General features: G+C 66.5%; 13 protein-coding genes. 1 reads left to right on the forward strand and 12 read right to left on the reverse strand.

Annotated elements, in window-relative coordinates; all coding sequences use genetic code 11:
* Positions 1-43: 43 nt before the first annotated feature.
* The 9 genes from CLU94_RS18810 to CLU94_RS18850 form a co-directional block, all read right to left on the reverse strand.
* Positions 44-997 carry a FecR domain-containing protein gene (locus tag CLU94_RS18810; RefSeq protein WP_099666752.1) on the reverse strand — a complete coding sequence of 318 codons (954 nt, stop codon included), beginning with the start codon at positions 995-997 and terminating at the stop codon, positions 44-46.
* Positions 994-1,536, reverse strand: a complete 543-nt coding sequence (locus tag CLU94_RS18815; protein ID WP_099666753.1) for a sigma-70 family RNA polymerase sigma factor — start codon at positions 1,534-1,536, stop codon at positions 994-996. The genes CLU94_RS18810 and CLU94_RS18815 overlap by 4 nt, the downstream gene beginning before the upstream one ends.
* 122 nt (positions 1,537-1,658) lie before the next feature.
* Positions 1,659-2,012 carry a DUF3325 domain-containing protein gene (locus tag CLU94_RS18820; protein WP_099666754.1) on the reverse strand — a complete coding sequence of 118 codons (354 nt, stop codon included), beginning with the start codon at positions 2,010-2,012 and terminating at the stop codon, positions 1,659-1,661.
* Positions 2,012-3,640 carry a PepSY-associated TM helix domain-containing protein gene (locus CLU94_RS18825; RefSeq protein ID WP_099666755.1) on the reverse strand — a complete coding sequence of 543 codons (1,629 nt, stop codon included), beginning with the start codon at positions 3,638-3,640 and terminating at the stop codon, positions 2,012-2,014. Before CLU94_RS18825 ends, CLU94_RS18820 begins: the two co-directional genes overlap by 1 nt.
* Positions 3,637-3,975, reverse strand: coding sequence for a DUF3649 domain-containing protein (locus CLU94_RS18830; protein WP_099666756.1), 339 nt, complete (start codon positions 3,973-3,975; stop codon positions 3,637-3,639). The genes CLU94_RS18825 and CLU94_RS18830 overlap by 4 nt, the downstream gene beginning before the upstream one ends.
* Before the next feature lie 2 nt (positions 3,976-3,977).
* Positions 3,978-4,724 carry a DUF4198 domain-containing protein gene (locus CLU94_RS18835; RefSeq protein WP_099666757.1) on the reverse strand — a complete coding sequence of 249 codons (747 nt, stop codon included), beginning with the start codon at positions 4,722-4,724 and terminating at the stop codon, positions 3,978-3,980.
* 376 nt (positions 4,725-5,100) lie between these two features.
* A complete protein-coding gene (locus CLU94_RS18840; RefSeq protein WP_099666758.1) occupies positions 5,101-7,497 on the reverse strand; it encodes a TonB-dependent siderophore receptor in 2,397 nt (798 codons plus the stop codon).
* Positions 7,498-7,584: 87 nt separating this feature from the next.
* Entirely contained in the window at positions 7,585-8,694 is a 1,110-nt protein-coding gene (locus tag CLU94_RS18845; RefSeq protein WP_257218872.1) for a FecR family protein, read from the reverse strand.
* Complete coding sequence (locus CLU94_RS18850; protein ID WP_180278703.1) at positions 8,694-9,179, reverse strand: sigma-70 family RNA polymerase sigma factor; 486 nt, start codon at positions 9,177-9,179, stop codon at positions 8,694-8,696. Before CLU94_RS18850 ends, CLU94_RS18845 begins: the two co-directional genes overlap by 1 nt.
* Positions 9,180-9,347: 168 nt before the next feature.
* Here CLU94_RS18850 and CLU94_RS18855 point away from each other — a divergent pair, with 168 nt between their 5' ends.
* The gene (locus tag CLU94_RS18855) at positions 9,348-10,979 is read left to right on the forward strand and encodes an alpha-D-glucose phosphate-specific phosphoglucomutase (RefSeq protein ID WP_099666760.1); all 1,632 of its coding nucleotides are present in this window, start codon (positions 9,348-9,350) and stop codon (positions 10,977-10,979) included.
* Between the two features lie 47 nt (positions 10,980-11,026).
* On the opposite strand, the gene CLU94_RS18860 is transcribed toward CLU94_RS18855, so the two are convergent.
* The 3 genes from CLU94_RS18860 to CLU94_RS18870 all read right to left on the reverse strand — a co-directional run bounded on the left by CLU94_RS18860 (position 11,027) and on the right by CLU94_RS18870 (position 13,811).
* Positions 11,027-12,601 carry a POT-type proton-dependent oligopeptide transporter gene (locus CLU94_RS18860; RefSeq protein WP_077408069.1) on the reverse strand — a complete coding sequence of 525 codons (1,575 nt, stop codon included), beginning with the start codon at positions 12,599-12,601 and terminating at the stop codon, positions 11,027-11,029.
* 82 nt (positions 12,602-12,683) lie between these two features.
* The gene (locus CLU94_RS18865) at positions 12,684-13,241 is read right to left on the reverse strand and encodes a GNAT family N-acetyltransferase (RefSeq protein ID WP_099666761.1); all 558 of its coding nucleotides are present in this window, start codon (positions 13,239-13,241) and stop codon (positions 12,684-12,686) included.
* A gap of 93 nt (positions 13,242-13,334) precedes the next feature.
* Positions 13,335-13,811 (reverse strand): hypothetical protein, encoded by a 477-nt coding sequence (locus CLU94_RS18870; protein ID WP_257218873.1) that lies wholly within the window; start codon positions 13,809-13,811, stop codon positions 13,335-13,337.
* Between the last annotated feature and the right edge of the window lie 33 nt (positions 13,812-13,844).

The following is a 13,844-nucleotide window of genomic DNA, read 5'->3' on the forward strand; positions in this document are numbered from 1 at the left end:
TCACAGGACAGGCGGGGATGAAAAAAGGGGCCACTTTTGTAAACTATTTTTGGCGGGCCGCGATGGTGACCCAGTACGGGCTGCGGTACAGCACGTCGACGGGCAGCATGCGCGCCAGGCTGTCCAGCACGGCGTCCGTGTCGTCGAGCTGGAAGGCGCCCGACAGGCGCAAGCCCGCCACTTGCGGTTCCACGCGCAGCAGGCCGGGGCGGTAGCGCGACAGCTCGAAGGCGAAGGCGTCGAGGCGCATGTCCTGCGCCGCCAGCATGCCGCGCGCCCACGCGTCGGCTTGCGGCGGCGCCGGCGTGGGCAGGCTGGCGTGGCTGGCGTCGAAGCGGCCCTGCTGGTTCGCCATGAGCGTGCGGACGGTGGCCGAGGGCGCGCGCGGCGTGATTTCCACCGCGTGTTCGAGCACCGTCACGCGGCTGCCGTCGTCGTCGACGCGCACGGTGAAGCGCGTGCCCAGCGCGCGGATGCGCCCATGGCAGGTGGCGACGATGAACGGGCGGCTGCCCGCGTGGTCGGGGCGCGTCTGCACCAGCACTTCGCCGCGGCGCAGGGTCAGACGGCGTTCGTCGGGGCCATACGCCACATCGACGGCGCTGTCCGTGTTGAGCACCAGGGTGCCGCCATCGGGCAAGGATATGTCGCGCCGCTCGCCCACGCCGCTGCGGTAATCGGCCAGTATCTCGTGGCGCGCCAGCAGCCAGGCGGCGGGCGCCGCCATCAGCGCCAGCAGCAGCTGCACGGCCACGCGGCGCTGCGGACGGCGCAGCACGGGCACGGCCAGCTCCGGCGGCAGCAGGCCAGCCGTCTGGCTCACTTGCTGCACCCTGTTCCAGGCGCGCGCGTGTTCCGGGTCGAGCGCGCGCCACTGCGCACTGGCGGCCAGGTCGTCCGGCGTGGCCTGGCCCGACTGCTCCAGCAAATACCATTCGACGGCCTGGCGCGCCACCTTGCGCGACAACAGCGGAGATGGTGGCGCGGCCGCGCTCATGGCAGCAGGTCCGGCGCCAGCAGCACGCATTCGGTCAGCGCCTCGGCCATGTAGCGCTTCACGGAGCGCTCGCCGATGCCCAGTTGCGCGGCGATGTCCGCATAGGCATGGCCTTCGATCTGCGCCAGGATGAAGACGGTGCGCACCTTCGGTTTCAGGCCGTCGAGCATGGCATCGACCGCTTGCAGCGCCTGCAGGATTTGCGCGCGCTGCTCGACGGAGGGCTGGTGCTGTTCTGGCTGCGCGGCCAGCGCATCGGCCCACGCCCGTTCCAGCGACTGGCGCCGCAAGTGATTGATCAGCAGGTGCTTGGCGACGGTCGCCAGGTAGGCTTTCGGTGCGCGCAGGGCCGGCGTCTGCGGCTGTGCCGGGGCGCCGGCCAGCAGGCGCGCGAAGGTATCCTGCATCAGGTCGGCCGCATCAAAGGCATTGCCCAGGCGCCGCTGCAGCCAGTGTGCCAGCCAGCCGTGGTGCGCGCGGTAATGGTTTTCCAGCTGCGTGGGCAGCAAGGGAGAGGGCGCGAACGGACTGCCTGGCATGGTGGGGAAAACCTTAATGCAAATAAGAATTATTCTCATTTTAGCGCGGCGGGCGTGGCGGCGCAATGCGCTGTTGTTGCGCCGCCACGCATGACCGTCGCGTGGCGGCGCAGCCAGTCCCGCTACAGCACTGCCAGCGCGATGGCGGCCAGCACGGCCGCGCCGCCGACGAGGCGCGCCAGGCGCATGGCCTGGTGCGGCGCGTAGGGCAGCAGCCAGATCAGCAGCAAGCCGCAGCCCGTCAGGCTGCCGACCCAGTAGACGAGGCCGTAGCCGCCGCCGGCGATGTGCATGGCCCAGGCGAGGCCGGCCGCCAGCGCCAGCCACCCCGTCCACTGCAGGCGGCGGCGCAGCGGCGCGGGAGGTTCGGCGCCGCGTCCATGCAAGTCGGCGTAGTGGCGGTCCATCGCCAGGCACAGCGAGGACAGGCCTGCGTAGCACAAGGCAAAGACGAGGAAGTTCGACAGCAGCTCCATCACGCGGCCTCCATCGTCGTCGGCGCCGGCTTGGCGGTGGGTGCGGCCTTGGCCGCCTTCACGGGCAGCGGTTTCAATTTGAACGCCGCATACGCGAGGCCCAGGCCCAGCACCAGCACCACCAGGTCGAAGGCGGCCACCGCCACGGGGCCGCGGCCCAGGAACAGGGTTACGCCCAGGTGCGATTCGGTGGTGAAGACGTTCAGCATGGGCAGCGACGCCAGCAGGAAGGCGCCGGCGGCCAGCTGCATGCGCCACATGGCGCGCGACGGACGCAGCTGCGCGATGATGGCGGCCAGGGCCCAGGCGCCGAAGAAGCAGGCGATTTCCTCCTGCGGCCGGTCTTCCATCGTCACCGACAGCAGGCGGTTGGCCCAGAAATAGGCGCCGAAGGCGATCGGGATGCCGGCGATGGCGCCGATGTTGAGCGCTTCCACCAGGCGCAGGCCGAAGCTGGCGCGCTTGCCGGCGGCCAGCGCCTTGGCCTGTTTCTGGCGCGTCTTGACGGCCCACAGCAAGGCGCCCGTGGCGACCATGGCGCAGCCGGCCAGGCCGGAGAGGAAGAACAGCGCGCGCAGCAGCGGTCCGCCGAAACGGGCGATGTGCAGGCCATACATGACGCCGTGCGTGGCTGCCGCGCCGGGCAGCGCGTCGCCGTCGGTGGCCAGCAGCTTGCCGGACACGCCATCGAATTCCAGCGACGGCTGCTTCGACGACATGTCGCGTCCGGACGCGCGCGACAGCGTCACGGTGGCGTTGGCGTCGCCCGGATTATTCACGGAGATGCGCTCGACCTTGCCGCCGCCCCAGTGCTGTTCCGCCTGGCGCACGAGGGGCGCGAACGGCGTCAGCGGCGCGGCCACGCCGGTCGCCTTGCGCTCGTCCGAGCGGCCCGGGAAGGCTTCGGCAAAGAAGGCATCCTGGTCGCCCTTGTAGGCGGCCGTGGCACCGGACGGCATGTACAGGAACATCAGGGTGACGAGGCCCGTGTAGGTGATCATCATGTGGTAGGGCAGGGCCAGCACGGCCGTCACGTTATGCGCGTCCAGCCACGAGCGCTGGCCCTTCTTCGGCCGGAAGGTGAACAGGTCCTTGAAGATGCGCTTGTGCGTGACGATGCCGCTGATGATGGAGACGAACATGAACATGGCGCAGAAGCCCACGATCCAGCGGCCCCAGATGGCGGACATGTAGTGCAGGTCGAAATGCAGGCGGTAGAGGAATTCGCCGCCCCGCGTCTCGCGCGGCTTGGACAGCACTTCGCCCGTGGCCGGGTCGGCCTTTTCGCTATGAAAATTGCCGCGCCGTCCGCGTTTCTTTTCGCCCGGTTGCGACGGTTTGCTCCAGCCCAGCTGCGTGGCGGGATTGCGTTCGCCGGGCAGGCTGATGAACCAGCGCGTGGCGCCCGTGGCCCGCTCTTCCATCGCCTGTTGCGCGACCTTGGCCGCCACTTCCGTCGTCACTTCGCTGGCGGCGGCGCCATGCAGCTCGGGCTGCATCCACAGGGTGATTTCATTGCGGTAGTAGCTGGCCGTGCCGGCGCAAAACACCAGCAGCAAGATCCAGCAGACGAGCAGGCCGGACCAGGTGTGCAGCCATGCCATCGACTGGCGGAAACCTTCTTTCATGCGAGACTCCAGGATAGTGCGTCCATCCACTGCAGGATGGCGGCGATGACGGCGGCGGGAATCAGAAGGCCCAGCCAGGCGCGCAGGGCGCTGCGCGTGGCGAAGACCCACATCACGGCGCAGGTATAGATGGCAAACGACAGCAGGGTGGCCGTCATGACGGCTTCGGAGCGGGCCATGGGCAGGCTCACCGACAGCAGCATGGTGACAAGCGCGGCCAGCACGTAGCCGCCGAAGATGGCTGCCACGCTGCGCGAAGCCACGCCGAGGCGGTACACGGCCCCGGCGGAGAGCCGCAGGCGCGGCATTTTTTCAGTGGTGGCTGGCGCTTGCATGGTCAGTCGTGATCCTTGCTCGGCGGCAGGGCCGGGCCGGCCGGCAGCGGCGTCACGCCTTGCGGCTGCACCAGGCTCAGGGTCGTCACGAACATGGCCTTGTCATAGGCTTGCGTGCCGCGCTGGCCGGCCGTCTTGTCCGTGTGCTGCACTTCCAGCACATAGGTGCCCTTCCATGGCAGCGGGAAGCTGACCAGGCCTTGCGCATCGCTCCACGCTTCCTTGCCCCAGCCCGACTGCACCACGGCGTTGACCTTGGCTTGCGCCAGCGGCTTGCCCTGGTAGCTGACCTGGAACTGGCCTGGTTTGCCGGTCGGCACCAGGTCCAGGGTCAGCGCGGGCGCTTGCGCCTTGCCGTCGGCGACCAGGCGCGCGGCCGGGACCCACACGGTGCGCGTGGCCTTGCCATCCTTTTTCTCTTCCCACGACGGGTAGTTGTCTTCCTCGACGATGATGCTTTCGCCGGCGCTTACCTTGCCATTCAGGATGAACGCGCCGGCCGTCTTGCTCGCCTGCAACGGCTGCGCGCCCTTGGCGGACACCCACGTCACGTTCTTGATGCTGAACTTGTCCAGCAAGCCGGGCGAGGCTTCGCGCAGGTTGTCGCCGAATTCGCCGAAGTACACGCTGGCCGTCTTGCCGTCCTGCTGCAGCCAGATCTGGTGCGCGCTGGCCGTGCCGGAAACGAGGGCCGCGCCCAGCAGGGCGGCGGCGAGGGCGCCGAGGCGCGCGATGGAAGTGAGGTGCATGGTGTATGCCTTAGTTTGTGGTGAGAAACGTGGTTGTCGCAGCGGTGCAAAGTACCGGAAAGTGGCGGCGGCAGCGCCGGCCAGCGAACGTGCTCGCGCCATGAAACGACCTTTTTGCGTTATGGATATGGGAAGGCTTGCTTGGCAGGGATGCCTGGCTGGCGCAGCGTGTCATCCAGCTGCGCATCGGCCATGCCGTCCTGGCCGGTCGATGGCAGGCGGGACATGCGAGATGCAGACCCCGAATGGAATCCAAATGTGAATGAGAACTATTCTTATTATAGTGCGAGGTTGCGAGACATGCAAGAGTGTGATGTTGTAAACGCGCACGGCCACCGCAGTGACGCGGCGGCCGTGCGTGCGCGGGAGCGCGAGTTTACAGCTGGCCGCGCAGGGTCAGCATGGCGTTGCGCGGTTCGCCATAGAAGTTGGAACCATACGCGGCCCACACGCGCGTGTAGTATTTTTTGTCGAACAGGTTGTTCACCGTCAACGACAGCTCCAGCGTGGGACTGAGGCGGTAGCCCGCCTGCAAGCCCACCGTGGTGACGGGGCCCTGTTCGAATTTCACGGGCCCGTTCAGGCGGTACATGCTGCTGACGCTGCGCAAGCCGCCGCCCACGCTGATCTTGTCGAGCGCGCCGGCGAGCCGGTAATTGGTCCACAGGTTGAAGTTGTGGCGAGGCGCGATGAAGGAATACAGTTGCGCTTTCTGGTCATCGCTGCCTTCGAGGGTGCGCGTGCTGGTGTAGGAATAGCCGCTCGTGATGTTCCAGCCCGGCAGGGGGCTGCCGCTCAGCTCGGCTTCCAGGCCCTGGCTGCGCATCTTGCCGGCGCCGATGGAAAACAGCGGATTGGCCGGATCGGGCATGTCGCGGTTCTCGTCTTCCATGCGGAACAGGGCCGCATGCGCATTGACGTTCTTGTCGAACAGCTCCGCCTTCAAGCCCAGTTCGAATTGCTGGCCCGTGCGCGGCTTCAGGGTTTGGCCTGCTGCGTCCGTGGTGGTCTGGGGCGAGAAGATGCGCGTGTAGCTGCCGTAGGCCGACACCTGCTTGTCGAGTTCATAGACCAGGCCCGCGTACGGCGTGAACTTGGCCTTGATGGTGTTGCTGACGTCGGTGAACTGGTTGAAATACGTGTTGCGGCTGACGGCATGGTTGTTCCGGTGCGTCAGGCGCCCGCCCAGGTTGACGGCCAGCCGGTCCGTTGCCTGCAGGCGGGTGCGCGCGTACAGGCCGAACTGTTTGGTGCGGTTGTCGTTACCGTCAGTAAAAGTGTAACTGGCCTGGGGGATATTGTTATCCGGATGGTAGATGTTGATCGGGGTGACCTTGCCGCCGCCGTAGCGGAAATTCTTGTGCACCTGGCGGTAGTCGGCGCCCACGATCAGGTCGTGGCTGCGGCCGAACGCCTGGAAGGGCGTGGCCAGGTAAGCATCGACTCCCTGCGTCTTCCAGTGGCTGCGGTAGCTCCAGGTGACCAGGCAACTGTCGCCAGTGACAGGGTCTGCCGAACAATCGGACCAGCCGAAATGGCGCGATGGCTCATCCTGTTCGCGGGACAGGGCGGTCACCTTGAACTGGCCGCCGTTGTCCAGCTTGTGATCGAGTTCGGCAAAATATTCCGTGACCTTTTCCGTGATGTGGTTCCAGGCCGGGTCCAGGTAGGTCGAGCGGGGCACGTCGAGCAGGCGCCCGTCTTCATAGGCGGGCAGACCGAAGGCGGGACGGCCCTTGTATTCCTGCCAGGTGACGCCGCCCGTCAGCACGGTGCCCGGCGCCAGGTCGATGGCGACGGTGCCGTACAGCAGCGGTTTTTCCGCATACACGTGGTCGACGAAGGAGCGCCGGTGTTCATAGGCGGCCACCAGGCGGCCGCGCACCTTGCCATCCGCGCTCAGGGGGCCGGTGACGTCCGCTTCCGCATAGTAGCGGTCCCAGGAACCCGCGCTGAGCACGCCGCTGGCGGCGAAGGTGTCGCGCGCCCGCTTGCGCACCAGGTTGATGGTGCCGCCTGGATCGCCCGCGCCCTGGAACAGGCCGGCGGGGCCGCGCAGCACTTCCACGCGGTCATAGATGGCCAGGCCGTAGCCGGCCGACAGGTCGTTGCCCGTGCTGGCGGGCGTCATCACGCCATCGACCTGCACCGAGTCAAGCGCATGGCCGCGCGAGTAAAAATTGCCGTGGTTACCGCCCGTGCTGCTCGCTTCGACGGTGATGCCCGTCACGCCGCGCATGGCGTCGTCCAGGCTCAGCAAATTCTGGTCGTTCAGCTGCTGGCGCGTCAGCACGGAGACGGACTGGGGAATGTCGCGCAGGCTTTGCCGGCCCTTGCCGATGCTCACCGCTTGCGCCGCATACGACTTCGTCAGCTCGGTATCGATGGTCGCGTCCTGGCGCGCGCTGACGGTGATTTCCGCCAGGGTCGCCACCTTGCCCGTGGCGGCGGGCGCCGGGCGGATGATGACGCTGTTGCCGTCGATGCTGGCGGCCAGGCCGCTGCCGGCCAGCAGGCGCTCCAGGCTGTCGGCCACGCTCAGGGTGCCGCTGACGGCGGGCGCCGTCTTGCCGGCCACCAGTTCCGGCGCAAACAGCAGTTGCAGATTGGCTTGCCGCGCCAGCTCATTCAGGGCTTGCCCCAGCGGCTGGGCGGCGATGGCCAGTTTGACGGGGGACAAGGTTTGCGCCTGTGCCAGGGGGATGTTGCCCAAGGCCAGCATGGCGGCCAGGGCGAGGGGAGCGGGTGTCAGATTGAGGCGGGGGGACCACATGTTGCATTTCTCCAGGTTAATTTATTGTCGATTAACTTGGTAGACGCAGCAGCGGAGAAAACCCTCACCTGCGAATGCGAATTATTTTCATTTATTTTCTTGCAGGTGCATGGCCGGCGCCTGCGCGGCAGCTTTCGGCGCCATGCCGATGGTGCTGACGGTGCCGCTGCGCACGATCTGCACGGGCAAGAGCTGCGGCAGGGCGGCGGCGAAACGGTCCAGCTGGGTCAGGCTGAAGCTGCCGCCGATGCGCAGCCTGGCGACGGCGGGATCGCGCACGACGAAGCCCGTGTCGCCATAGCGTTCGAACTCGGCCAGCGCCGCGCCCAGCGGCACATTGTCGAAGGTGATCCTGCCGTCGCGCCACGACGCCACGCTGCCCGGGGCCAGGCTGGCGATGGCCGACAGGCAGCCGCTGGCATCGCTGCTGACGCCCTGGCCGGCCCGCAGGTCGACCCGGTCTTGCCGCGCACCCGCCACGCGCACCTGGCCATGCTGCACGGCCACGCGCAGCTTGCCGTCGTGCTCGAGGGTATTGCGCACGGAAAACTGCGTGCCCACCACCGTCACTGTCAGGGGACCGCTGAGCACGTCGAAGGGCTGGCCCTGCTTCGATTGCACCTGGAACAGCGCTTCGCCGTGCGCCAGGCGCACTTCGCGCCGCAGGCGGTACAGGGTGACGTGCAGTTGCGTGGCCGTATCGAGCTGCAGCTGGCTGCCGTCGGGCAGCGCGACGGCCAGGCGCTGGCCGCGCACGGTGGCATACGACTGGCTGAACACGGCTTGCTGTTGCCACCACTGGTAGCCGCCCGCGCCCACGCTCAGCAGCAACATGGCGGCGGCCGCATACGGCAGCGCGCGCAGCCAATGACGGCGCGGCGCCTGCGGTGTCACGTGCGTTGCGGCTGGCGGCACCGCCCAGCGCGCGGCGACCTGCGGGGGAATCCGGCGCGCCACGCGGTGCGTGCTTTGCAGTTGCGCATAGGCTTCGGCATGGGCCGGATCGGCCGCCAGCCAGGCGGCAAACTCGGCCTGTTGTTGCGCATCAAGGTTGCCGTGCCGGCTGAACCAGGTGGCGGCCGCCAGCGCCACGCCATCTTGCGTGGCGGCAAAGTCGGCGTACTCGCGCAAGTCCGCCTGCTCCTGGGCAGAGGGGCCGAAATCATGGCGGGGCGAGTGGGCGGTCATGGGCGCCATTATGTGGCTTCCCGCAAAGAATGCAACTGCGCCTGGCAACTGAGCATGCCGCGCGCGATATGTTTTTCCACCATGCTCACGGAAATGCCCATGCGCGCGGCGATTTGCGCGTGCGGCAATTCCTCGAACACGTGCAGCACGAAGGCGTCGCGGCAGCGGGGCGGCAAGGCGTCGATGGCGGCCACGCAGGCTTGCCAGTCCTGGCTGCTTTCCAGCGCCTGCTCCGGCTGCAGATGACGGGGGGCGGCCGGATGCGCGGACTCCGGCAGGGCGTCGAGCTCCTCGTGCTGGCGCAAGGCGGCGCGGCGGTGCTTGTCGATCAGCAGGTTGCGCGCCGTGCGGTACAGCAGAGCGCGCGGTTCGCGCACGGCCGCTTCGCCCAGCACGCGCGCATAGCTTTCCTGCACCAGGTCGGCAGCGGCCTCGCGGTTGCGCAAGCTGCGCCAGCAAAAGTTCAACAGTTCTTGGTAATAGCGTGCAACCACGGCGTCCGATGTATGAGTCCGCAGCCAGGAATGCCGCATATGAGAATGATTCTCATTATATGTCATGCCGGGATGTCGCGCTAAGCGGCTTGGCGCACCGTGGCAGATGTACAACGCTTTGCCGCTTGCCTGGCATGCGTTAACATGGGAAGTTAATATGGAGGCAAGATGGCTATACAAATCATCAATACGGCGCCGATAGCCGGCCAGCGGCCCGGCACTTCGGGCTTGCGCAAGAAGGTGGCTGTCTTCAGCGCACCGCAATACCTGGAAAATTTCGTGCAGAGCGTTTTTGACACGCTGGGCGACTGCCGCGGCCAGACCCTGGTGCTGGGCGGCGACGGCCGCTTTTACAACCGCGCGGCCATCCAGACGGTGCTGCGCATGGCGGCCGCGCACGGCTACGCGCGCGTGCTGCTGGGGCAAGGCGGCATCCTGTCGACGCCGGCCGTCAGCTGCGTGATCCGCAAGCATGGCGCCAGCGGCGGCCTGATCCTGTCGGCCAGCCATAACCCGGGCGGCCCCGATGGCGATTTCGGCATCAAGTACAACATCGCCAATGGCGGCCCGGCGCCCGAAAAAGTCACCGAGGCCATGTTTGCGCGCACGCAAACGATCACCGAATACCGCATCAGCGATGCGGCCGACATCGACCTCGATACCCTGGGAGTGGTGCGCATCGAGCAGATGACGGTCGAGGTGATCGATCCGGTGCTCGATTACGCGGAACTGATGCAGCAGCTGTTCGACTTCGACGCCATCCGCGCCCTGTTCGCGGGCGGCTTGCGCATCTGCTTTGACGGCATGCACGCCGTTTCCGGCCCGTATGCGACGGCCATCCTGGAAGGCATGCTGGGCGCGCCCAAGGGCAGCGTCATCAACGGCGTGCCCCTGGAAGACTTCGGCGGCGGCCACCCGGACCCGAATCCCGTCAACGCGCAGGAATTGATCGCCATCATGGCGGCCGACGATGGGCCCGACTTCGGCGCCGCCTCGGACGGCGACGGCGACCGCAACATGATCGTCGGCCGCCGCTTCGACGTGACGCCCTCGGACAGCCTGGCCATCCTGGCCGCCAACGCCACCGTGGCGCCCGGCTACCGCGCCGGGCTGAAAGGCATCGCCCGCTCCATGCCCACGTCGGGCGCGGCCGACCGGGTCGCCAGCGCGCTGGGCATACCGTGCTACGAGACGCCGACGGGATGGAAGTTCTTCGGCACCCTGCTCGACGCCGGCCTGGCCACCCTGTGCGGCGAAGAAAGCTACGGCACGGGCTCGAACCACGTGCGCGAAAAGGATGGCCTGTGGGCCGTGCTGTTCTGGCTCAACCTGCTGGCTGAGAAAAAGCAATCGGTGGAAGAGATCGTGCGCGCCCACTGGGCCACCCATGGGCGCAATTATTATTCGCGCCACGATTACGAAGACATCGACAGCGCCGGCGCGGCGCAGCTGATGGAAGCCGTACGCGGCCAGCTGGCCGCCTTGCCGGGCCAGGCGCTGGGCGGCTACACGGTGGCGCTGGCCGACGATTTCAGCTACACGGACCCCGTCGACGGCTCGGTGGCGACGCAGCAGGGCATCCGCATCATCATGACGGACGGCGCGCGCATCGTGCTGCGCCTGTCCGGCACGGGTACCGAAGGCGCCACCCTGCGCCTGTACCTGGAGCGCTACGCAGCCGATCCGGCGCAGCATGACTTGCCGACCCAGCAAGCGCTGGCGGGGCTGATCGCCGTGGCGGAAACAGTGGCGCAGATCCGCTCGCGCACGGGGCGCGACGGGCCGACGGTGACGACGTAAAAAAAAGGGCGCCCTCGGGCGCCCTTTTGCGTTACATCAAACCGGCATCACGCTTTCGCCGGGATGACCGCCTGGCGGTAGTTATCCACCATCTTGTAGCGCTTCGCATACAGGCCGAAGGCCAGCATGGCCACGGCGGCGAAGGCGGCGAAGAAGAACATCTGGAAGGCCGTCACGCTGATGCCGCTCTCGGCGATCTTGCCGATCACGCCTTCGTTCATGACGCTGCGGTTGACGATCAGCACCCACAGGTTGCCCACCGTGGTCGACAGGTTCCAGAAGCTCATGATGGCGCCCTTCATGGACACGGGCGCCTGGCTGTACGCAAACTCCAGGCCCGTGGCCGAGACCAGCACTTCGCCGAACGTCAGCAAGGCATACGGGAGGATCTGCCACATGATGGAGACGGCGTTGCCGCTGTCGAGGGCCAGCTGCAGCAGACCGATGACGATCCACGCCAGCGAGGAAAAGCCGATACCGGCCGTCATGCGGCGCAGGGCCGTCGCTTCCAGGCCGAAGCGGTTCAGCATCGGGTACAGCACCAGGTTGTTGAACGGGATCAAGAGCATCACCAGCATCGGGTTCAGCGCCTGCATCTGCGCCGGCAGGAACCAGCTTGGTTTTTCCATGGTGTTCGCCTGCACGATCCACGTCGAGGCCTTCTGGTCGAACAGCGAGAAGAACGGCGTGACGAGGGCGAAGATGACGAGGATGCGCAACACGGCGCGCACGCCTTCGACGGCTTCGTCAGGGTGGATGCCGCGTGCGCGTTCCAGCTGCATGGCCGTGCCGATGCTGCCGAAGGCCAGCAGCAATACCAGCGCGGTACACGCGGCAATCACGAAGCCCCATTCGGGAATGCTGTAGAACGCATACAGGGCGCCGATCACGCCGACGTAGGCCACATACAGGCCGGGACGCGAACCGCCGTCGACACGGGCCAGCAGGGCCGTGCGGGCCACGCGGGTGAACGAATCGGGATTCGGCGGCGCCGGCGGCACGTGCACGTATTTCTTGGCGCCCATCCAGAAGACGATGGTGGCGGCCAGCATCATCAGGCCGGGGATGCCGAAGGCGATCGACGGGCCGAAGTCGCGCAGGAACATCGGCATCAGCAGCGAAGCGAAGAAGGAGCCGAAGTTGATGATCCAGTAGAACAGGTCGAATACCAGCTTGGCCTTGTGCTTGTTGGTCTGGTCGAACTGGTCGCCGACAAACGATGCCACCAGCGGCTTGATGCCCCCGGAACCGAAGGCGATCAGGAACAGGCCGAAATAGAAGCCGTTGACGCTGTTTTCAAACAGGGCCAGGCAGGCATGGCCGGCGCAATACACGAGGCTGAGCCAGAAGATGGTGTTGTACTTGCCAAAGAAGCGGTCGGCCAGCCAGCCGCCCAGCAGCGGGAAGAAGTACACGCCGATGACGAAGGTGTGGAAGACGTGCTTGGCTTCGCCCGTGCGCTGGTCGATCGGGATCATCAGCAGCAAGGTGCTGATGAGGAATGGCGTCAGGATGTTGCGCATGCCATAGAAGCTGAAGCGTTCGCAGCCTTCGTTGGCGATGATGTACGGTATTTGCCGCGGCATTTTGCCCGTGGCGGTTTGTGTCTCGGCCGATGACATTGGCTCTCCCCCAAGTTTTTTTTGTAAGCCGCGATGCTAAGGCCTGCCGCGTTTGCTTGCAACAGAAAAAACGGCCTGTCCGCTATTTCGCAGAGATTTGTAAGGTATTGATTTTCATAAAGACATTACTTTCGGCACTTGCGCGCGCCGGGCGGGGCAGCCACAGCTGCATTTGCAGCATGCCATCCGATGCGGGACAGTCTTCCAGGGTAAAACCGCAACCGAGGTACAGGGTCAATGCCGCGTGGTTGTCCTGCGCCACGGCCAGGCGCACGCGGCCCAGTTCGGGAATGGCGCAGGCATGGGTGATGGCGGCCTGCACCAGTTGCCGTCCCGCGCCGCGCCCGCGCGCCTGCGGCGCCACGTACACGCCCCACAGGCTGGCCTTGTCATGCACGACGGCAATCGGTTCGCGGCGCAGGCCGGCCAGCGCGATCAATTGTTCCTCGTCGAAAGCGCCAAATATTATTTGGTGGGAAGTGGCGCGCAAGCGCTGGGCTATCTGTGCCAGCGGCAAGCCGCTTTCCGCCGCATGCGTGGTGCAGAAGGCGGCGGGCAGTTCGGCGATGCCGGCCAGGCGCAGCGCGCGGTAGGCTGCAACGTCGTCTGGCGCGAGGGGACGGACAGTGATGGCTGGCATGTGGGCGAGTATCGGGCTTCGATGCCAGAAAGTAAAGCTTGCGCTGCAAGGCAAGCGTCCCTGGCCATCGCGCCCGCAGCCGGCGCAGGGGCCTTACTGCGTGGCGACGCGCTGCATGGGCGCATTGTCCTTGCGCCATTGTTCCAGGCTGATCAGCTCAGCGCTGACGATGTCGTCGACGAGGATGCGCTTGCCGTCGGGCGAAACGACGAAACTCTCCCACCGGTGCGCCGCATCGGGCGTATTTTCGAAAAAGCTCAGCTGATAACAGGCGACGCCATCGACGAGGCGCATCTCGGGCGACGTTTCCATCACGGCACCATGGGCGCGGCCGCCCGACGCCTTTTCGATATGCGCCGACCAGGCCTTGATTTCCGGCAAAGCCATCAAGGCATCGATGGCGCGCGCGTTCTGCTCCGGCGCCGCCGTCTGGCTGCTCGCGGCGGGGGCATTGCCTGCCTGCGGCGCGGATTGCTGGTGCAGGTAGAACGCGCCGAGCCCGGCGGCCAGCAAGCCGGCCAGGATGCCGGCGATGATGGTGGTTTTGGAAGAGGAGGCGCGTGGCGGCATGATGGTGAGCATGGGAAAGAGGGACGATGGCGG

This window comes from Janthinobacterium sp. 13 (genome assembly GCF_002749695.1).
Classification (GTDB): Bacteria; Pseudomonadota; Gammaproteobacteria; order Burkholderiales; family Burkholderiaceae_D; genus Janthinobacterium; species Janthinobacterium kumbetense.